General features: G+C 69.5%; 15 protein-coding genes. 10 read left to right on the top strand and 5 right to left on the bottom strand.

Annotated elements, in window-relative coordinates:
- Positions 1-10: 10 nt before the first annotated feature.
- From IB269_RS13135 to IB269_RS13090, 10 genes are all read left to right on the top strand, one after another.
- A complete protein-coding gene (locus tag IB269_RS13135; RefSeq protein ID WP_012203039.1) occupies positions 11-1471 on the top strand; it encodes an MFS transporter in 1461 nt (486 codons plus the stop codon).
- 47 nt (positions 1472-1518) lie between these two features.
- On the top strand, positions 1519-5373 hold the full coding sequence (locus tag IB269_RS13130; protein ID WP_192367341.1) for a nitrate reductase subunit alpha: 3855 nt from the start codon (positions 1519-1521) through the stop codon (positions 5371-5373).
- Positions 5374-5391: 18 nt separating this feature from the next.
- Positions 5392-6933, top strand: a complete 1542-nt coding sequence (narH, locus tag IB269_RS13125) for a nitrate reductase subunit beta (RefSeq protein WP_013804387.1) — start codon at positions 5392-5394, stop codon at positions 6931-6933.
- 11 nt (positions 6934-6944) lie between these two features.
- Positions 6945-7658, top strand: coding sequence for a nitrate reductase molybdenum cofactor assembly chaperone (gene narJ / locus IB269_RS13120; protein ID WP_047326399.1), 714 nt, complete (start codon positions 6945-6947; stop codon positions 7656-7658).
- On the top strand, positions 7655-8392 hold the full coding sequence (gene narI / locus IB269_RS13115) for a respiratory nitrate reductase subunit gamma (protein WP_192367340.1): 738 nt from the start codon (positions 7655-7657) through the stop codon (positions 8390-8392). Before narJ ends, narI begins: the two co-directional genes overlap by 4 nt.
- A 97-nt stretch (positions 8393-8489) precedes the next feature.
- Positions 8490-9311, top strand: a complete 822-nt coding sequence (locus IB269_RS13110) for a peptidylprolyl isomerase (protein WP_192367339.1) — start codon at positions 8490-8492, stop codon at positions 9309-9311.
- A 14-nt stretch (positions 9312-9325) separates the two neighbouring features.
- Positions 9326-10003 (top strand): carbonic anhydrase, encoded by a 678-nt coding sequence (locus IB269_RS13105; RefSeq protein ID WP_192367338.1) that lies wholly within the window; start codon positions 9326-9328, stop codon positions 10001-10003.
- A 55-nt stretch (positions 10004-10058) separates the two neighbouring features.
- Complete coding sequence (locus IB269_RS13100; protein ID WP_192367337.1) at positions 10059-12503, top strand: adenosylcobalamin-dependent ribonucleoside-diphosphate reductase; 2445 nt, start codon at positions 10059-10061, stop codon at positions 12501-12503.
- A complete protein-coding gene (locus IB269_RS13095; RefSeq protein ID WP_192367336.1) occupies positions 12500-13078 on the top strand; it encodes a hemerythrin domain-containing protein in 579 nt (192 codons plus the stop codon). Before IB269_RS13100 ends, IB269_RS13095 begins: the two co-directional genes overlap by 4 nt.
- Positions 13079-13149: 71 nt before the next feature.
- Positions 13150-14244, top strand: a complete 1095-nt coding sequence (locus IB269_RS13090; protein ID WP_043820322.1) for an AbrB family transcriptional regulator — start codon at positions 13150-13152, stop codon at positions 14242-14244.
- A gap of 8 nt (positions 14245-14252) precedes the next feature.
- On the opposite strand, the gene IB269_RS13085 is transcribed toward IB269_RS13090, so the two are convergent.
- From IB269_RS13085 to IB269_RS13065, 5 genes are read right to left on the bottom strand one after another with little or no spacing between them, the layout of a single operon-like run.
- Positions 14253-14819, bottom strand: coding sequence for a glycerol-3-phosphate responsive antiterminator (locus IB269_RS13085; protein ID WP_034390045.1), 567 nt, complete (start codon positions 14817-14819; stop codon positions 14253-14255).
- A gap of 1 nt (position 14820) precedes the next feature.
- Positions 14821-16371 carry an FAD-binding oxidoreductase gene (locus IB269_RS13080; protein WP_012203050.1) on the bottom strand — a complete coding sequence of 517 codons (1551 nt, stop codon included), beginning with the start codon at positions 16369-16371 and terminating at the stop codon, positions 14821-14823.
- A complete protein-coding gene (locus tag IB269_RS13075; RefSeq protein ID WP_088165927.1) occupies positions 16365-18047 on the bottom strand; it encodes a glycerol-3-phosphate dehydrogenase/oxidase in 1683 nt (560 codons plus the stop codon). The genes IB269_RS13080 and IB269_RS13075 overlap by 7 nt, the downstream gene beginning before the upstream one ends.
- Positions 18044-19585, bottom strand: a complete 1542-nt coding sequence (locus IB269_RS13070; protein WP_192367335.1) for an FGGY family carbohydrate kinase — start codon at positions 19583-19585, stop codon at positions 18044-18046. The genes IB269_RS13075 and IB269_RS13070 overlap by 4 nt, the downstream gene beginning before the upstream one ends.
- A 13-nt stretch (positions 19586-19598) precedes the next feature.
- Positions 19599-21047, bottom strand: coding sequence for an MFS transporter (locus tag IB269_RS13065; protein WP_192367334.1), 1449 nt, complete (start codon positions 21045-21047; stop codon positions 19599-19601).
- Positions 21048-21086: the final 39 nt, after the last annotated feature.

The raw sequence follows: 21086 nt of genomic DNA, 5'->3' as shown, positions 1-21086 counted from the left end.
GGAGTTGCACATGCATGCGAACACCAAGACCGCCGCAAAGGCATCCGCGCGCAGCCGCCCCGGCAGCGTGCTGACCCTCTGGCGCCCCGAGGACAGGCAGTTCTGGGAGCGCGAGGGCGAGGCCATCGCCAGGATCAACCTCTGGATTTCGGTGCCCGCCCTGTTCCTGGCATTTGCCATCTGGCAGGTCTGGAGCGTGGTGGCCGTGAACCTGCCCGCGCTGGGCTTCACCTACTCCACCAACCAGCTGTTCTGGCTGGCGGCGGCGCCCGCGCTGTCGGGCGCCACGCTGCGCATCTTCTATTCCTTCATGGTGCCGCTGATGGGCGGGCGCCGCTGGACGGCGCTGTCCACGGCCTCGCTGCTGATCCCGGCCATCGGCATCGGCTACGCCGTGCAGGACGCCAGCACCGGCTATCCGACCATGCTGATCCTGGCCCTGCTGTGCGGCCTGGGCGGGGGCAACTTCAGCTCCAGCATGGCCAACATCAGCTTCTTCTTTCCCAAGGAGCGCAAGGGCTCGGCCCTGGGCGTGAACGCGGGCCTGGGCAACCTGGGCGTGTCGGTGGTGCAGTTCCTGAGCCCGCTGGTGATCACGGCCGGCATCTTCGGCGTCTTCGGCGGCGATGCGCAGACCATCACTAAGGCCGGCGAGACCACCCGGGTGTGGGCGCAGAACGCGGCCTTCATCTGGGTGCCGTGGATCGCCATCGCCTCGCTGGCCGCCTGGTTCGGCATGAACGACATCGCCGACGCCAAGGCCAGCTTCGCGGCCCAGGCCGCCATCTTCCGGCGCAAGCACAACTGGGTGATGTGCCTGCTGTACCTGGGCACCTTCGGCTCGTTCATCGGCTTTGCCGCCGGCTTTCCGCTGCTGATCAAGAGCCAGTTCCCGGCCGTCAATCCGCTGGCCTATGCCTGGCTGGGCCCGCTGCTGGGCGCGCTGTCGCGGCCCTTTGGCGGCTGGCTGGCCGACAAGGCGGGCGGCGCGCGCGTGACGTTCTGGAACTTCCTCGTCATGGCCGTGGCCGTGGTGGGCGTGCTGTATTTCCTGCCCAAGGGCAGCGGCGGCTACGCGCTGGGCTTCGGCCCTGCCGAGGGCAGCTTCATGGGCTTCTTCCTGATGTTCCTCGTGCTGTTCCTGACCACGGGCATCGGCAACGGATCGACCTTCAGCATGATCCCGGCGATTTTCCTGGCCCTCAAGCAGCGCGAACTGGGCGCCCATCCCAGCGAGCAAGCGCAGGCCCATGCCCTCAAGGAGGGCAATACCGAAGGCGCGGCCGCCCTGGGCTTTGCGGGCGCGCTGGGAGCCTACGGCGGCTTCTTCATCCCCAAGAGCTACGGCAGCTCCATCGCCGCCACGGGCGGGCCCGAGCTGGCGCTGTGGGTGTTTGCCGCCTTCTATGTGCTGTGCGTGGGCGTGACCTGGTGGTACTACGCGCGCAGGAACGCCGAGATGCCCTGCTGAGCCCCGGGCCGCAGACCGCAACGCAACGAACAACAAGGAGTCCCGCGATGAGCCATTTTCTGGACAAGCTTTCCTACTTCTCCCTGCCCCGGCAGGAATTTTCCAACGGCCATGGCCAGGTGACGGGCGAGGACCGCACCTGGGAAGACGCCTACCGCGACCGCTGGGCGCATGACAAGGTGGTGCGCTCCACGCACGGCGTGAACTGCACGGGCTCGTGCTCGTGGAAGATCTACGTCAAGGGCGGCATCGTGACCTGGGAGACCCAGCAGACCGACTACCCGCGCACGCGCGCCGACCTGCCCAACCACGAGCCGCGCGGCTGCGCGCGCGGCGCCAGCTACAGCTGGTACCTGTACAGCGCCAACCGCGTCAAATACCCCATGGTGCGCGGCCGGCTGCTCAAGCACTGGCGTGCTGCACTGGCCGTGGCCAGGAGCCCGGTCGATGCCTGGGCCGCCATCGTCGAGAACGCGGATGCGCGCAGCGAGTGGCAAAAGCAGCGCGGCCTGGGCGGCTTCGTGCGCAGCAGCTGGGAAGAGGTCAACCGCATGATCGCGGCGGCCAACGTCTACACCATCAAGAAGCACGGGCCGGACCGCATCATCGGCTTCTCGCCGATTCCGGCCATGTCCATGATCTCGTATGCCGCAGGCAGCCGCTACCTGAGCCTGATCGGCGGCGTGTGCATGAGCTTCTACGACTGGTACTGCGACCTGCCGCCGGCCAGCCCCCAGACCTGGGGCGAGCAGACCGACGTGCCGGAGAGCGCCGACTGGTACAACTCCAACTTCATCATCGCCTGGGGCTCCAACGTGCCCCAGACGCGCACCCCCGACGCCCACTTCTTCACCGAGGTCCGCTACAAGGGCGCCAAGGTCGTGGCCGTCACGCCCGACTACTCCGAGGTCGCCAAGCTGGCCGACCTGTGGATGCACCCCAAGCAGGGCACGGACGCGGCCGTGGCCATGGCCATGGGCCACGTCATCCTCAAGGAGTTCTACTTCGGCGAGCGCGGCCGGCCGGCCTATTTCGAGGACTATGCGCGCCGCTACACCGACCTGCCGCTGCTGATCCGCCTCAAGCGCCAGCAACTGCCCGATGGCCGCACGGCCCTGGTGCCCGAGCGCTATGTGCGCGCCAGCGACTTCGACGGCCACCTGGGCCAGGACAGCAACCCCGAATGGAAGACCGTGGCCTACGGCGAGGACGGCGGCGTGGCCCTGCCCAACGGCTCCATCGGCTTTCGCTGGGGCGAGGCCGGCCGCGCCGACGAGGGCCTGTGGAACCTCGAATCCAAGGAGGCGCGCACGGGCAACGACGTGCAGCTCAAGCTCTCGGTGCTGGACGGCCAGGGCGTGGACAGTGAAGTGGCCGACGTGGCCTTCCCCTACTTCGGCGGCCTGCAGTCGCCGGGGTTCGACGCCAACGAGCAGGGCACGGATGTGCTGCTGCGCCGCGTGCCCGTCTCGCGCATGGTGCTGGACGGCGAGGAGGCCATCGTGGCCACCGTGTTCGACCTGCTGGCGGGCAACTACGGCATCCACCGCGGCCTGGACGGCGAGGGCGCTGATGGCGGCTATGACGCCGATGCGCCCTACACCCCGGCCTGGCAGGAAAAGATCACCGGCGTGCCGCGTGACCAGGTGATCGCCATTGCGCGCCAGTTCGCCGACAACGCCGAGAAGACGCGCGGCAAGTCCATGGTCATCATCGGCGCGGCCATGAACCACTGGTACCACTGCGACATGAACTACCGCGGCATCATCAACATGCTGATGCTGTGCGGCTGCATAGGCCAGAGCGGCGGCGGCTGGGCGCACTACGTGGGCCAGGAAAAGCTGCGCCCGCAGACCGGCTGGACCGCGCTGGCCTTTGCGCTGGACTGGCTGCGCCCGCCGCGCCAGATGAACTCCACCAGCTTCTTCTACGCCCACACCGACCAGTGGCGCTACGAGAAGCTGGGCGTGGAAGAGGTGCTGTCCCCGCTGGCCGACCGCAGCCAGTACGGCGGCGCTATGATCGACTACAACGTGCGCGCCGAGCGCATGGGCTGGCTGCCCAGCGCCCCGCAGCTGCAGGCCAACCCGCTGCAACTGGTGCGCGACGCCCAGGCCCAGGGCCTGGACGTGAAGGACCACGTGGTGCAGTCCCTGCAGGACGGCTCGCTGTCCATGAGCTGCGAGGACCCCGACCACCCGGCCAACTGGCCGCGCAACATGTTCGTGTGGCGCTCCAACATCCTGGGCAGCTCGGGCAAGGGCCATGAGTACTTCCTCAAGCACCTGCTGGGCACCACGCACGGCGTGCAAGGAAAAGACCTTGGAGAACAAGACCCCCCCGATGCGCTGCGCGCCTCCCCCCAGGGGGCGGCCGGCTTGGGGCGGCCCGGCGCCGGCCATTCGGCCAAGCCGCAGGAAGTGCGCTGGCACGACAAGGCGCCCGAAGGCAAGCTGGACCTGCTGGTCACGCTGGACTTCCGCATGAGCACCACCTGCCTGTACTCGGACATCGTCCTGCCCACGGCCACCTGGTATGAGAAGAACGACCTCAACACCAGCGACATGCACCCCTTCATCCATCCGCTGTCGGCGGCCGTGGACCCGGCCTGGCAGGCCAGGAGCGACTGGGAGATCTACAAGGGCTTCGCCAAGTCCTTCAGCGAGGTCTGCGTGGGCCACCTGGGCGTGGAAAAGGACGTGGTGCTCACGCCGCTGATGCACGACACCCCCGCCGAGCTGGCCCAGCCCGATGGCGTGCGCGACTGGAAGAAGGGCGAGTGCGCCCTGATCCCCGGCAAGACCGCGCCGCAGATTGCGGTGGTCGAGCGCGACTATCCCAACCTCTACAAGCGCTTCACGGCCCTGGGCCCGCTGATGGACAGGCTGGGCAACGGCGGCAAGGGCATCGGCTGGAACACCGAGACCGAGGTGGAGCAGCTGGGCGAGCTCAACGGCCTGGTGCGCGAGGAAGGCGTGAGCCAGGGCCGCCCGCGCATCGTCACCGACATCGACGCCACCGAGGTGGTGATGATGCTGGCGCCCGAGACCAACGGCCACGTGGCCGTCAAGGCCTGGGAGGCGCTGTCGAAGCAGACGGGGCGCGAACACGCCCACCTGGCCCTGCACCGCGAGGACGAGAAGATCCGCTTTCGCGACATCCAGGCCCAGCCGCGCAAGATCATCAGCTCGCCCACCTGGTCGGGCCTGGAAAGCGAGAAGGTCAGCTACAACGCCTGCTACACCAACGTGCATGAGCTGATCCCATGGCGCACCCTCACCGGCCGCCAGCAGTTCTACCAGGACCATCCGTGGATGCGCGACTTCGGCGAGGGCTTCGTCAGCTACCGCCCGCCCGTGCACATGAAGGCGCTGCAGGAAGTGCAGGGCCAAAAGCCCAACGGCCACCCCGAGATCGCGTTGAACTTCATCACGCCGCACCAGAAGTGGGGCATCCACTCCACCTATGGCGACAACCTGATGATGCTCACGCTGGCGCGTGGCGGCCCCATCGTCTGGCTCAGCGAGGACGACGCCAAGAGCGCCGGCATCGCCGACAACGACTGGGTGGAGCTGTACAACGCCAACGGCGCCATCGCGGCGCGGGCCGTGGTCAGCCAGCGCGTCAAGCCGGGCATGGTGATGATGTACCACGCGCAGGAGAAGACCATCAACACGCCGGGCTCGGAGATCACCGGCACGCGCGGCGGCATCCACAACTCGGTCACGCGCATCGTGCTCAAGCCCACCCACATGATCGGCGGCTACGCGCAGTACAGCTACGGCTTCAACTACTACGGAACCATCGGCACCAATCGCGACGAGTTCGTCCTGGTCCGAAAGATGCGCCGCATCGACTGGCTGGATGACGAAGCTCCGGCCGGCGCAGCCGCCCATGCCTGAACAACAAGGAGAAACACGATGAAAATCCGCGCACAGATCGGCATGGTGCTGAACCTGGACAAGTGCATCGGCTGCCACACCTGCTCCGTCACCTGCAAGAACGTCTGGACCAGCCGCCCCGGCGTCGAATACGCCTGGTTCAACAACGTCGAGACCAAGCCCGGCATCGGCTACCCGCGCGAGTGGGAAAACCAGGCCAAGTGGAACGGCGGCTGGATGCGCCGCACGGACGGCTCCATCGCGCCCCGCCAGGGCGGCAAGTGGAGCCTGTTGATGCGCATCTTCGCCAACCCCAACCTGCCCCAGATCGACGACTACTACGAACCCTTCACCTACGACTACGAGCACCTGCAGTCGGCCAGGGAAAGCAAGGCCGCGCCCACGGCGCGCGCGCGCAGCCTGATCTCGGGCCAGCGCATGGAGAAGATCGAATGGGGTCCGAACTGGGAGGAAATCCTGGGCGGCGAATTCAGCAAGCGCAGCCATGACGTGAACTTCGAGCAGATCCAGAAGGACATCTACGGCCAGTTCGAGAACACCTTCATGATGTACCTGCCGCGCCTGTGCGAGCACTGCCTGAACCCGGCCTGCGTGGCGTCCTGCCCCTCTGGCTCGATCTACAAGCGCGAGGAGGACGGCATCGTCCTCATCGACCAGGACAAGTGCCGCGGCTGGCGCATGTGCGTCTCCGGCTGCCCCTACAAGAAGATCTACTACAACTGGCAAAGCGGCAAGGCCGAAAAATGCATCTTCTGCTACCCGCGCATCGAGGCCGGCCAGCCCACCGTCTGCTCCGAAACCTGCGTGGGCCGCATCCGCTACCTGGGCGTGCTGCTGTACGACGCCGACCGCATCGAGGAAGCGGCCAGCGTGGAGCGCGACCGCGACCTCTACCAGGCGCAGCTGGACATCTTCCTGGACCCCAATGATCCCGAGGTCATCCGCCAGGCCCGCATCGACGGCATCCCCGACGCCTGGATCGAGGCTGCCCAGTCCAGCCCCGTCTACAAGATGGCCGTGGACTGGAAGGTGGCCCTGCCGCTGCACCCCGAGTACCGTACCCTGCCCATGGTCTGGTATGTGCCGCCGCTGTCGCCCATCACCTCGGCGGCGAACGCCGGGCATCTCGACAGTGTCGGCCGCAGCCCCATCAATGGCGACCTGCCCGATGTCTCGCAGCTGCGCATCCCCGTGCAGTACCTGGCCAACCTGCTCACCGCCGGCGACACCACGCCCGTGGTGCGCGCGCTGGAGCGCATGCTGGCCATGCGCGCGTACCAGCGCAGCAAGCACGTGGACCAGGAACAGAACCTGGCCGTGCTCCAGTACGCGGGACTGACGGTGGACGAGGTCGAGGACATGTACCAGACCATGGCGATCGCCAACTACGAGGACCGCTTCGTCATCCCCTCGGCCCACCGCGAATACGCCGAAAGCGCGTTCGATTTGCGCGGCGGCTGCGGCTTCTCGTTCGGCAACGGCTGCTCCGACGGCAACACCGACGCCAGCCTGTTCGGCGGCAAGAAGCCGCGCACCATCCCCATCCGCGCGCAAATGTGAGGACTGCCGCCATGTTCAATCACAACACCTCCACCCCCGTGCGCCTGACGCTGCGCGCGCTGGCCTGCCTCATCGGCTACCCGGGCGCCGAGCTGCGCGCCCTGCTGCCGGGCCTGATCGACGCCCTGCGCCTGGAGCAATCCGTGGCGCCCGCGCGGCTGCGCGAGTTGCAGCAGCTGGCCGAGCAGCTGCAGGCCATGGACCCCTTCGAGGCCGAGGCCCGCTACGTGGACACCTTCGACCGGGGCCACCAGACCTCGCTGCATCTGTTCGAGCATGTGCACGGCGACTCGGCCGACCGGGGCCCGGCGCTGATCGACCTGCAGCAGACCTACGAGCGCGCGGGCCTGGCCTTCGAGGCCGACGAACTGCCCGACCACCTGGCCGTGGTGCTGGAGTTCGCCTCCACCCAGCCGCCGGCCATCGCCCGTGAATTCCTGGGCGAGATGGCCCACATCCTCAACGCCCTGTTCACGGCGCTGGCGCGGCGCGACAGCCCCTACGCCAGCGTGATCGCGGCCGTGCTGGAGATCACCGGCCACAGGGCCGAGCGCGTGGAAATCCGCCCCGAGCCCGCCATGGACGAGGCCTGGGCCGAACCCGCCGCCTTCGACGGCTGCAGCAGCCAGGGCAAATCCCGCCCCGGCGCCGAGCAGCCCGTGCATTTCGTGCGCCGCACGGCGGCGCCCCAAGCCCAAGGACCCCGCCAAAGGAGCCTGACATGACCCCCTCCTGGATAGACCACCTGCTCTTCGGCCTCTACCCCTACATCTGCCTGGCCGTGTTCTTCATCGGCAGCTGGCTGCGCTTCGACCGCGACCAGTACACCTGGAAGAGCGATTCATCGCAGCTGCTGCGCAGCGGCAGCCTGCGCTGGGGCAGCAACCTGTTCCACATCGGCGTGCTGTTCCTGTTCTTCGGCCATACCGTGGGCATGCTCACGCCGCACTTCGTCTACGAGCCCTTCATGGCCGCAGGCGCCAAGCAGCTGCTGGCCATGGTCAGCGGCGGCATCGCGGGCACGCTGGGCTTCATCGGCCTCACCATCTTGCTGCACCGCCGGCTGTCGGACGTGCGCATCCGCGCCAACTCCAGGTTCAGCGACATCGCCATCCTCTGGCTGCTGTGGCTGCAGCTGCTGCTGGGCCTGGCCACCATACCGCTGTCGGCAAAGCACATGGACGGCTCCATGATGATGGCCCTGGCCGAATGGGCGCAGCGCATCGTCACCTTCCGTGGCGGCGCTGCCGAACTGCTGGCCGATGCCGGCTGGGTGTTCAAGGCCCACATGTTCCTGGGCATGAGCATCTTCCTGGTCTTCCCCTTCACGCGCCTGGTCCACGTCTGGAGCGGCTTCGGCACCCTGGTCTACCTGCTGCGCCCCTACCAGCTGGTGCGCTCGCGCCGCCTGGGCCTGCCCGCATCAGCGGCACGCCGTGACGCCAAGCCCGGCCATTGAGGAGATCGACATGGAACATGGATGCAACGGATCGGGCGGCGGCCACTGCGGCTGCGCGTCTCCAACCCCTTCTTCTTCTTCTTCTTCTTCTGCCCCGATGGGGGATCTCCCGGCGATTCCCGAAGTGCCGGCCTTCCAGCCCGTGGGCGAGGCCGGTGCCGAGGTGGCCCGCATCAACAACACGCCGCTGCACGCACCCGGACAGCGCCCGCCCGAGCGCGAACTGCGCCAGCGCGCCTGCACCGAGCTGCTGCGCCAGGCGGCCCAGCGTGAAGGCCTGCTGGGCGCCGATGATGCGGCCGGCGACGACGGCGTCATCAGCGAGCGCGCCTCCCAGGCCATAGAGCAGCTGCTGGAGCAATCGCTGCACCTGCCCGAGCCCGGCGAGGACGCCTGCCGCCGCCACTTCGATGCCAACCCCGCGCGCTTCGCCCAGGGCGAGCGCGTGCGCCTGCGTCACGTGCTGTTTGCCGTCACGCCCGGCGTGGACGTGCGCGCCCTCACCCAGCGGGCCGAGACCCTGCTGATCGAGCTGCGCTGCGCCGACGACGGCGGCCTGCGCTTTGCCGAGGCCGCGCGCCAATGGTCCAACTGCCCCAGCGGCCAGCACGGCGGCGAACTGGGCTGGCTGGGCCGCAGCGATTGCGCGCCCGAATTCGCGCGCGATGTCTTTGCCTCCCAGGAAATCGGCGTGCTGCCGCGCCTGGTGCACAGCCGCTTCGGCCTGCACGTGGTTGAGGTCTGCGCGCGCGAGGCGGGCGTTCTGCCCGACTGGCAGCAGGCGCGCCCGGCCGTCGCCCAGGCCCTGCACCAGCAGACCTGGGTGAGCGCGCTCCACCAGTACCTGCAACTGCTGGCCGGCCAGTCCGAAGTGGTGGGCGTGCGCATCGCTGCGGCCGACTCGCCGCTGGTGCAATAGCCGGGGACGTGCCCATGCCCGATGACGAACTGCTGCTGCGCCTGCGGCGCTTCCACGAGCACGCCTTCCCGCAGTACCGCGCGCAGTTCCGCACCCTGGTCGAAAAGGGCCAGCATCCCACTACGCTGTTCATCGGCTGCTCGGACTCGCGCCTGGTGCCCTACCTGCTCACGGGGGCGCCGCCGGGCGAGCTGTTCCTGGTGCGCAACGTGGGCGCCTTCGTGCCGCCGTACGACGGATCGCACGGCCACCACGGCACGGCGGCGGCCATCGAATTCGCCGTGCTCAACCTGCAGGTCAGCCGCATCGTGGTCTGCGGCCACAGCCACTGCGGGGCCATCAAGGCCCTGTATGGAGAGGTCTCGCCCGAGGCGCGCAACCTGCAGCGCTGGCTGGACCTGGGCCGCGAGGCCGTGCTGCCCGTGCAGGCCGGCCCCGAGGCGCTGCGCCGCACCGAGCAGCGCGCCGTCGTGCTGCAGCTCGAACGGTTGATGGACTATCCCATGGTGCGATCGCGGGTAGAGGCCGGGCAGCTCAGCCTGCACGGATGGCACTATGTCATCGAAGACGGCGAAGTCCATGTCTTCGATGTCCAGACCGGCCGCTTTGTTGCGGCATCTCAAGCTCCGCACAGCGGCACCGGGCCGTACCCGCCCTACGTGGAGCATGATGGACAAGTGCTTGTCGACTGAGGCCCGAGCAAGTGCCAGGGACGGCGGCAGGCAAGTCAACACGGGAGCCATGCCAATGCATCGCGAAAACCTGGGCCGCGCGCAGGACGCGGCGGATCTGCAGCCCATCAGCCTCGATGTGCTGCGCGAGAAATACCTCAAGGACGGCGAGACCGGCGTGGGCGAGCTCTACGCCCGCGTGGCCCGCGCCCTGGCCTCGGTCGAGCCCGAAGCGCGCCGCGCCGAATGCGAGGCCCTGTTCCTGGCCAACCTGCAGGCCGGCGCCATAGGCGCGGGGCGCATCATGAGCGCGGCCGGCACCGACTTGCAGGCCACGCTGATCAACTGCTTCGTGCAGCCCGTGGGCGATTGCATCCAGGGCGTGGACGACGGCGGCTACCCCGGCATCTATGAAGCCCTGCGCGAAGCCGCCGAAACCATGCGCCGTGGCGGCGGCGTGGGCTACGACTTCTCGCGCATCCGCCCCCGCGGCGCTGAGGTGCGCGCCACCGCCTCGCTGGCCTCGGGCCCGTGCAGCTACATCAACGTCTTCGACCAGTCCTGCGCCACCGTGGAAAGCGCGGGCGCGCGGCGCGGCGCCCAGATGGGCGTGCTGCGCATCGACCACCCCGACGTGCTCGAATTCATCACCGCCAAGCGCACGCCGGGCCGCTGGAACAACTTCAACGTCTCGGTCGGCGTCAGCGACGCCTTCATGCAAGCCGTGGCCGAAGACCAGCCCTGGCACCTGGTGCACCGCGCCCGCCCCGGCACCGCCCTGCTGGAGCAGGGTGCCCACCAGCGCGCCGACGGCCAGTGGGTCTACCGGACCCTGCCCGCCCGCACGCTGTGGGACACCATCATGCGCTCGGCCTACGACTTCGCCGAGCCCGGCATCCTCTTCCTGGACCACATCAACGACGACAACAACCTGCGCTACTGCGAGGAGATCGCGGCGACGAATCCTTGCGGTGAAGAACCCTTGCCGCCCTACGGCTGCTGCGACCTCGGCCCCGTCATCCTCACGCGCTTCGTGCGCCATCCGTTCGGCTTCGCGGGCGAGCCTGCGTTCGACTTCGAGGCCTTCGAGCGCGCCGTGGCCGTGCAGGTGCGTGCGCTGGACAACGTGCTGGAGCTGACCTGGTGGCCGCTGCCGCAGCAGCGCGAGGAAAGCGAGGCCAAGCGGCGCATCGGCGTGGGCTTCACCGGCATGGGCAATGCGCTGGCCATGCTGCGCCTGCGCTACGACGCGCCCGAGGGCCGGGCCATGGCCGCGCGCATTGCCGAGCGCATGCGCGATGCGGCCTACGGCGCCTCGGTGGAGCTGGCGCGCGAGAAGGGGGCCTTCCCCAAGTTCGACGCCGATGGCTACCTGGCCGAAGGCACCTTCGCCAGCCGCCTGCCCGAGGCGCTGCGCCAGCGCATACGCCAGCACGGCATACGCAACAGCCACCTGCTGTCCATCGCGCCCACGGGCACGGTCAGCCTGGCCTTTGCCGACAACGCCTCCAACGGCATAGAGCCGCCGTTCTCCTGGACCTACAAGCGCAAGAAACGCACGGCCGATGGCGGCAGCGCCGAGTACGCGGTCGAAGACCATGCCTGGCGCCTGTACCGCTCGCTGGGCGGCGACGTGCAGCAGCTGCCTGACTACTTCGTCAGCGCGCTGCAGATGCCTGCGGCCGGCCACATCGCCATGATGCAGGCCGTGCAGCCCTTCGTGGACACGGCGATCTCCAAGACCGTCAACGTGGCCGCCGACTATCCCTATGAGGACTTCAAGGACCTGTACCGCCAGGCCTGGAAGGCCGGCCTCAAGGGCCTGGCCACCTACCGGCCCAACACCATCCTGGGCGCTGTGCTCGAGACCCATGCGCCCGAATCTGCTGAAAAGCCGGCCTCCCCCGCGCCGGCAGGGGCCGCGGCTTCCGCACCCGACCCGCTGCGCACCGTGATAGAAAGCCGCCCGCAGGGCGCGCTGGACGCCGTGGCCGAGAAGATCGAGTACTGGACCCAGCAAGGCCCCAAGCGCCTGTACCTGGTCGTCTCCTTCCTGCCCGTGGTCCTGCCCGATGGCCGCACGGTGGACCGCGCCATCGAATTCTTCATGCCCGTGGGCCAGAGCGGCGAATCCCAGCAATGGGTGACCTCCAGCATGCGCCTGCTGTCACTGGCCGCGCGCGGCGGCTTCCTGGAGCGCGCCCTGAGCGACATGCGCAAGGTGGCCTGGGACCGGGGCCCTGTGCGCCTGGGCACCCACCAGCGCGAAGACGGCGCGCGCGTGCCCATGTGGCACGACTCCGAGGTGGCCGCCATCGCCTATGCGGTGCAGAACATCCTGGCCCGGCGCGGCAGCGGCGCACCGCCCGCCCCATCGCCGCTGCCCGAGCCCGAAGCTCTGGCCACCGACCCCATGGTCATGGCCGGCCGCAAATGCGAGGAATGCGGCGCCCATGCCGTGATCCGCAAGGACGGCTGCGAGTACTGCACGGCCTGCGGCCATCTGGGGAGCTGTGGATGAAAGTGTTCGTGGCCCCGCGCCCGCAGGGCGATGCCGTGCCCGGCTGGCGCGCGCCCGGCACGGGCTTCGACCAGCCCTTCGAGATGCTCGAAGCCTGCCACGAGCGCGTGCTGCGCATGCTGGCGCTGCTGGACCGGCTGCGCGTGCATCTCCAGACCAAAGGTTGCGACGACAGCGCACGCCAGGCGGCGCGCGACATCCTGCGCTACTTCGACCAGGCGGCGCCGCTGCACCATGAGGACGAGGAGCTGCATGTCTTCCCGCCGCTGCTGGAGCAGGGCGATGCGCAGACCGTGGCCCTGGTGCAGCGCCTGCAGCGCGAGCACGGCCTGATGAGCGCCGACTGGGCGCTGGCGCGCCAGCCGCTGCTGGACATGGCCGAGGGGCGTTGCCAGGGCTTTGGCGCGGCTGACGAGGCGGTGTTCGAACGCTTCGCGGCCTGCTATGCCAGCCATGTCGAGAATGAAGAGCGGCTGGCCTACCCGCGGGCGCGCGGCCTGCTGCCAGAGGCAACGCAGGCGGCCATGGGCCGTGAGATGGCCGTGCGGCGCGGCGCGGACCTGTCACGGAGATAGCGCCGCCGGCAGCGCGCGGGAGCCGGCGCGGCGATACTCGCAGGCTTTGAACCTGTCCCGCCTCGCCTGCCATGCCCGAGCGCCGCCCCATTTTCCTGCTTCGCATCGCACTGACCCTGCTGGGCGCCTTTGCCGCCGCCCAGCTGTGCCTGTGGCTGCGCACGCCGCTGCCCTGGATGCTGGGGCCGCTGATCGCTACCTCGCTGGCCTCCATCCTGGGCGCGCCCACGGCCAGCGCGGGCCGGCTGCGCAACGGGGGGCAGTGGATCATCGGCGCCTCGCTGGGCCTGTATTTCACGCCGGCCGTGGTGCAGTTGATCGCGGGGCTGTGGTGGGCGATTGCCGTGGCCATCGTCTGGGCGCTGCTGCTGGGCTGGGGCTTCGGCGCCTGGCTGTACCGCGTGCATGCGCCGCGCATGCCGCAGATACCGGCGGGCGAGATGCGCGCCACCACCTATTTCGCGGGCGCCATTGGCGCGGCGTCGGAGATGACGCTGCTGGCCGAGCGCGAGAACGCGCGCACCGACCTGGTGGCGGCCAGCCACAGCCTGCGCCTGGTCATCGTCACCGTGAGCATTCCGTTTGCGCTGCAGTGGAGCGGCCTGCACGGGCTGGAGGGGCTGACGCCGCCCAGCATCCGCATCGTCGAATGGCCGGGGCTGGCGCTGCTGGCCGTGCTCACGGGCCTGGGCGCCTGGGCCATGGACCGGCTCAAGCGGGCCAACCCCTGGTTCCTGGGCGCGCTGCTGGTGTCCATGCTGCTGACCATGTGCGGCCAGGAACTGTCAGCCGTGCCCCAGGCCCTGGTCAATGCGGCGCAGCTGGTGATCGGCATCAGCCTGGGCGTGCGCTTCAAGCGCGAATTCCTGCACACCGCGCCGCGCTGGCTGGGCTCCGTGGCCGTGGGCACCGTGGGGCTCATGGCGATCTGCGCGGGCTTTGCCTGGCTGCTGCACCTGGCCGTGGACCTGCCCTGGGTCACGCTGCTGCTGGGCACCTCGCCGGGCGGCATCACCGAGATGGCCATCACCGCCAAGGTGCTGCAGCTGGGCGTGCCCGTGGTCACGGCCTTCCAGGTCTGCCGGCTGATCGCCGTGCTGCTGCTGGTGGCGCCGCTGTTCCGCTGGGTGGAGGCGCGCGGGCCGGCCGCGTCGCGCACGGCCTAGGGCCCACCTCACCACAGCCCACTGTCGCTGGTAGACACCGCAATCGCACCACCGGCCAGCGCCTGCTGGACCTGGTCCTGGCTGCAGACGAAGCCCGAGGCCACCAGGGGCGGCAGGATGCGGCGCTCGGCCTCGGTGATGTGGGCCAGCATGGGGGCGGGCATGATCTGCACGAGGTTGGGGTCGCTCTGCTCCACGGCCTTGATGCTGCGCGGCCAGGTGGAGCGGTCGGTGACGAAGACCTTTTGCATGGTCAGCAGCCCGGCCTTGTTGGCGCGCTGGATGGTGGCCACGCGCGTGGACAGCAGGCTGCTGGCGCCCAGGTCCACAAGGTAGTCCACGCCGCCCTTGTCGGGCGAGATGCCGTCGCAGCTGTCGATGTTGACGATGGCGATCTTGCCCGCCCCGGTGATGGTGGAGATCACCGAGCGCAGGCGGCGCAGTTCGATGTTGGCGACGATGGCGACTTCGGCCTGGCTGGCCAGCAGCGCGTCCATCTGCTCGGCCCCGTACAGGGTGGCGATGACGGGGCGGCGCGCCAGCCGCGCGCCCAGGGAGTTGTCCGGGCGGCCCATGTCAGAGGTCCAGCCCCAGCTTGCCGGGGTTGAGCAGGTTCTTGGGGTCCAGCATGCGCTTGGTGGCCTCCAGCAGGGCAAAGGCCGGGCCCAGCGACTGCCGCATGTAGGGCGCGCGCAGCAGGCCCACGCCGTGGTGGTGGCTGAGCGTGGCGCCGTGGCGCAGCAGCACGGCGTTGGCCGCGTCCCAGGCTGCGCGGTACCACTGGGCACGCTGGTCCACGGCCACCTCGCCGCGCAGCGAAAAGTACAGGCAGGCGCCATCCACATAGGCATGCGACTGGTGGGCCGAGCCGGCCAGGGTGCCGGGGATGGCCTGCAGGGCGGCGACCACTTCCTCGTAGATGGCCGGCAGGTCTTTCCAGGGGCCGCACATCTCCAGCGTGTCGGCGACGAAGCCCGGGCCTTTCTTGAAGCCCTCGGCGCTCTTGCCAGTCAGGTAGCGCGTGTCCAGCCAGCGCTCCAGGGTGGCGGCGCCGTCCAGCCGTTCTCCCAAGGGTGCACACACACGTTCGCAGATGGCCATGACGGCATCGACGATCTCGGGCGCGCCTTCGTCGGCGATCAGCAGCACGTTGAGGTCGCTGCGGCCGAATTGCACGCCGCTTTCCAGCGCGTCATACAGCCGCAGCGCGGCGGGGTTGGCGCCTTGCTGCAGGATCTGGCGGCAGGCCTCCAGGCCCTGGGCAAAGCTGGCGAAGCCATAGGCGATGGCGCGGCCGTGGTCGGGCAGGCGGTGCAGCTTGAAGCGGATGCGCACGATCACGCCCAGCGTGCCTTCCGAGCCGATGAACAGCTGCTGCAGGTCCGGCCCGATGGCCGCGCGCGCATAGCCGCCCACGGTGACGAGGCGGCCATCGGCCAGCACCACGTCCATGCCGTGGACCATGTCCTCGATCTTTCCGTAGCGCGTGGACAGCTGGCCCGCGCCCCGGCAGGCCACCCAGCCGCCCACGGTGCTGATGCCGAAGGACGAGGGCCAGTGGCCCATGGTCATGCCGTGGCGGCGCTGGATGGTTTCCTCGAACACGTCGCCGAACATGCCGGCCTCGACCTCGACGATCTGGCTTTGCTCGTCCATGGCGATGAAGCGATTGAGTTCGCACAGGTCCAGCACGATGCCGCCGCGCAGGGGCAGGGCCGCGCCCGTGACGTTGCTGCGCCCGGCCGAGACGGTGACGGGAATGGCGTGCGCATCGGCAATGCGCATCACGGCCTGCACCTGCTCCACGGTGGATGCATGGGCGATGACGGCCTGCGGCGTGGCCGGGTGGCCCGAGGTCTCGGCCACCATGGTGCGGGCCCACCAGTCGCGCGTGCCGGCGACGATGTCGGCGCGCTCGGTCTGCACGCGGTCGCAGGCGGCGCGCAGCGCGGCGAGCGCAGCCTCGGGCACGGCCACGGGTTCGTGCTGCAGGCCGCAGGCAGGACCTTCGGAGGCAGGGCGGTCGGCTGCGGGTGCAGCCTGCGCCGCCCAGCCCGGTGTCGTGGGGGCGCCCACCACGTAGTTGCGGCGGTTGTAGCCGCGGGCGATTGCGTCTTTGCTCAGCATTGGATGTCTCCCATCAAAATCTGTTTTTCGCGCTCCACGGCGCGGCGGTAGTCGTGGACCTGTTGCGCGACCTGCGCGGGTGTCAGTCCCAGTTCATCGGCCAGGATGTCGCCCACGCGCTGCGCGGCGTGGGCCGAGGCATCGCGCGCCATGAGGCGGGCGCGCAGGCGGCGCGAGAGCACGTCGTCCACGCTGGCCGCCATTTCGTGGCGCACGGCGTAGAGGACCTCGGCCTCGGTATGGGGCAGGCCCTGGACGATGGGCCGGGCCAGTTCGGGGCGTGCGGCCAGCAGGTCGCTGACGAAGCGCGCCTCCGTGCCGTAGCGCTCGCCCAGGTGGGCCGAGAGGCCGCCCGTGGCCGTGATGGCCTGGGCGTCGTAGCCGGCTGCGCCCAGCACAAAGGCCGAGGTGGTGGTGCAGCGCGTGCGCCGGCCCAGCAGTTTCTCGACGGCGTCCACGGTCTGCTCGGCCATGTGGCGCGAGGTGGTGAGCTTGCCGCCCACGATGGTGACCAGGCCGTCGGCCGCCACATGGATTTCGTGGTTGCGCTTCATCTCCACGGTCTTGCCGCCGGGCGGGCCGACCAGGGGGCGGCAGCCGGCGATGGAGCCGACCACGTCCTCGGGCGACAGGTCCACCCTGAGTGCGGAGCGCGCGCCTTCGAGCAGGAAGTCCAGCTCGGTGCGCGTGCAGTGCACATCGTCCAGGCCGCCTGCGTAGTCCTCGTCGGTGGTGCCCAGGTAGGAGACATCGCCCCAGCGCGTGATGGTGGCGCGCCGGCTGCGGCCCGGCACGGGAATGGTGACGGTGCAGTCGTTGCGTATGCGCAGCCAGGGAATGGCCACGTGCACGCCTTTTGCGGGGCGCACGTGCAGCCGGGGCTCCTGGCCGGGCTTGCGGCCATCCCAGTCGCGCAGCCACACGCCCGTGGCCATGACCACGCTGCGCGCGCGCACCGTGATCTCGCGGCCATCGGCCTGGACGATGGCGCCATCCACGCGGCCGTGGGCGTTGCGCGTGACGGCGGTGGCCTGGCAGTGGTTGAGCACGGCCGCGCCGTGGAAGGCTGCGGTGCGCGCCACGGCCAGCGTGAGCCGCGCATCGTCCACGCGCGCGTCGAAGTACATGTAGCCGCCCAGGAGCTGCTCTTCGCGAAAGCTCGGGCAGTGCGACAGCACCTCGGCCTTGCCGAGCTTGCGGTGCAGGATGCCTTCGCGCCAGCCGCCGGCCAGGTCGTAGGTCCACAGCAGGCTGCCGAAGGCCTTGGCCAGGCGGGCGTCGAAGACGCCGTCGCGCTCCATCACGGGAAACAGGAAGGGCAGGCGCTGCACCAGGTGCCGCGCATTGCGGCGCAGGCGCTGGCGCTCCAGCAGCGAGTGCCGCACCAGTCCCAGGTTGCCCTGCTCGATGTAGCGCAGGCCGCCGTGCACCATCTTGGAGGACTTGGACGAGGTGCCCGAGGCGAAGTCGTCCTTCTCCACCAGCGCCACGCGCAGGCCGCGCAGGCTGGCGTCCAGCGCCGCATAGGCGCCGGTGATGCCGCCGCCGATGACCAACAGGTCGAAGGCCTCGTCACCCAGCCGCGCGAGCTGGTCCGCGCGCTGCAGCTGCAGCGGCGCGGTCTGGGTCAGTGCGGCGCTGTCCCTGCGCTCCTTGCCAAAGGGCCATTGCATCATGCGCAGCCCTCCAGGGCGGCGCTGCGGCCGGGGGCCCGGGCGCGGGCCAGTTCGTCGCCCACGCGGGCGCGCCAGATGCGGCGGCGCTCGCCGCGCTCGTCGGCGGCCATGCGCGGGGTGAAGACCGCTTCGGTGCGCAGCGTGGCGCAGGCCTGCTCCAGCCCGTCCCACAGCAGGCCCGCGCTGCCGGCCATGAAGGCGATGCCGCGCAGGCTGGCCTTGTCGGTATCGGCCAGGCGTCGCACGGGCAGGCCGCTCAGGTCGGCCTGGATCTGCAGCAGCGCATCGCTGCCCGACAGGCCGCCGCCCACCAGCAGCTCGCCCACCTCGGTGCCCGAGGCCGCCTCGTCCGCCTGCACGCAGGAGGCCACGGAATGCGCAATGCCTTCGAGGATGGAGCGCGCCAGCTGAGGCCGCGAGGTGGCCATGGACACGCCCGAGATCGAGGCCCGCGCGCCCGGCTCCATGGCCGGCAGGCGCAGGCCCGTGAGCGCGGGGATGAAGACCAGGTCGGCCGGCGTCTCGGCCTCGCGGGCCAGGTTGCTGATCTGCTGCGGGTTGTCGAACCACTGCAGCTTCTCGCAGATCCAGTTGAGCGCCGAGCCCGTGGTGGGCACATAGGTCTCGATGGCATAGCGCGAGACACCGCCCATGCGCCGCGCCGTCATGGTCAGCGAGCTTTCATGGGCCGCGTCATGCGCGGGCAGCTTTGTTCCCGTGAGCACATCGACGAAGCTGCCCGTGCCATGCACGCACAGCGCCTGGCCCCGCTCCAGGCAGCCCAGGCCCACGGCGGCCGCATGCTGGTCGCCTGCGCAGGCCAGGATGGGCACGGCCAGGCCCAGCAGCTCGGTGCGCGTGCGGCCGAAGTCCTGCACGTCCTCGCACAGGCGGGGCAGCAGCTCGGCGGGAAACTCCAGCGCGTCCAGCCAGTCCTGCAGATAACGGTGATCGCCCAATGCATAGGCGTTGCCCGAGGTCACATTGGTGGGCGTGGTGACCACGGCGCGCGCATCCGACAGATGCCACAGCAGCCAGGAGTCGATGGTGCCGAAGGCCAGGCGGCGCTGCTGCCAGGCACGGGCCACGGCCGCATCCTCACGCAGCTTGCGCGCAGCCCACAGGTAGGGCGAACGCACGCCCACGGGCCGGCCCGCGTGGCGGATCAGCCGGGCATCCCAGTCGCCGGCCAGCAGGGCCAGTTCGTCGCGGTAGCGCGAGTCCTGCCAGACCATGATGGGCGCCAGCGACCGGCCCGTGGCCGTGTCCCAGAGCACGGCCGAGCAGCGCTGGTTGGCAATGGCCAGGGCCACGATCTGCTGGCCGCTGCCCTGGGCGCGGGCGATGGCGCGGCGGCACACGTCCAGCGTGCGCTCCAGCAGCAGGTCGGCGTCCTGCTCGACCACGCCGGGGCGCGGGCAGTGGATTTCCAGCGGCAGATAGTCCTGGGCGGACACCTGCCCGTCGCGTCCCACGACGGCGGCGCGCGTGCCCGAGGTGCCTTCGTCTATGCAAAGGATCACGGCTTCATGGTGCATGGGGTGGTCTCTTTCAGGCGGTGGTTTGAGCGACCTTGGCGGGCGGGGCGGTGTCTTCCGCGAACTGGGGCGCGCCGGGCTCGTCGTCGGGATTCACCGTGGTGCGCGTGGGGTCCCAGCGGATGGAAAAGCAGACGATGCTGGCCAGCAGCGGCACCACGGACAGGATGAGGAAGGTGTTCTCCAGCCCGTACTGCTGGCGGAACAGCGGGAACACCAGCAGCCCCAGCGCCGCGCCCATGGCGCCCAGCGCACCGATCACGCCATTGGCGCCCGCGCGCAGCTCGCTGCGGAACGACAGCGTGGACAGGCTCTTGCCGTTGGCGCCGGGCCCGCCCGAGTGAAAGAGGATGAACAGCGAGGGCACGGCCACGGCCAGCCAGATGGGCATGCGGCCGTTGAACAGGCCCAGCACCAGCAGCATCAGGAACACCAGCGCAAAGCCGAAGGCCGAGGCCCGCCGCAGGCCCAGCCGGCGCCCGATGACGGGCGACAGGAAGCCGCCGACGATGCCGAACACGTTGAACACCAGCGCGCCCAGCGTGGCCTCGCGGAAATCCTTGCCGAACAGCGAGGCGCTGATCAGCGGCAGGTACCAGCCCACGGCGAAGTACTGGATGGACTGGCCTATCTGCACCGTGGCCGCCAGCAGCGTGCGCGGCAGGTAGATGCCGCGAAAGATCAGCAGCACATTGGCCAGGCCGCGCCGGGCCGGGTTGAGCACGGGCAGGCGCTCGGCAAGGGGCGCTGCCCTGAAGGTCTGGCCATAGATGCGCGTCATGGCGCGGGCCGCGTCGTCCAGCCGCTCCTTGCGTGCCAGCCAGGTCGGGCTTTCCACCAGCAGCGCGGCCTGCATGCCCAGGATGAACACGCCGAATACGGCCGTGGCCGCGACCGAGTAGCGCCACAGCGAATCGCCCACGTCCCAGGAGTGGAACCACAGCGCCAGCACCAGGTTGCTGCACACGGCCATGTACCACATGCCCTGCCAGACATTGAGCCGGCTCTTGAGGCGGGCGGGCGTGAACTCGGCCAGCACCGCCATGGCGATGGCGAAGTCGATGCCATAGGCCGCGCCCACGAAGAAGCGGCCGAAGAGGATGGTGGCGTAGTCGGGCGCCATGCTGACCAGCAGCGCGCCGGCCACGGCCAGCACCTTGGCGATGACCAGGGGGCGCATGCGGCCCCAGCGGTCGGCCATCCAGCCGCCGATGGGGTTGAAGGCGATGGACACCCAGGAAGCCAGCGACGTCATCCAGGCCACCTCGGTCGGCGTGAGCTGCTGGTCGCGCGTCATGGGCCCCAGGCCCACGCTGAGCGCGGAGTTGGAAAAGGCGTCGAGGAAAAGGCCGCCGAGTGCCAGCCACCAGATGGTGCCGGCGCGGCCTGAAATGCCCTGGCGTGCGTCGATGTACGAGATGACATCCTGAACGCCACGAATGCTGTGGCCTGTGGTTTGCATCGCTGCCTCCTGGTTGTCTGCAAGAGGCCGGCGCACACC

Source organism: Delftia sp. DLF01 (assembly GCF_014852125.1).
Classification (GTDB): Bacteria; Pseudomonadota; Gammaproteobacteria; order Burkholderiales; family Burkholderiaceae_C; genus Comamonas; species Comamonas acidovorans.
Note: the sequence above shows the minus strand (reverse complement) of the source record. Positions and strands in the feature narration are given on the sequence as shown.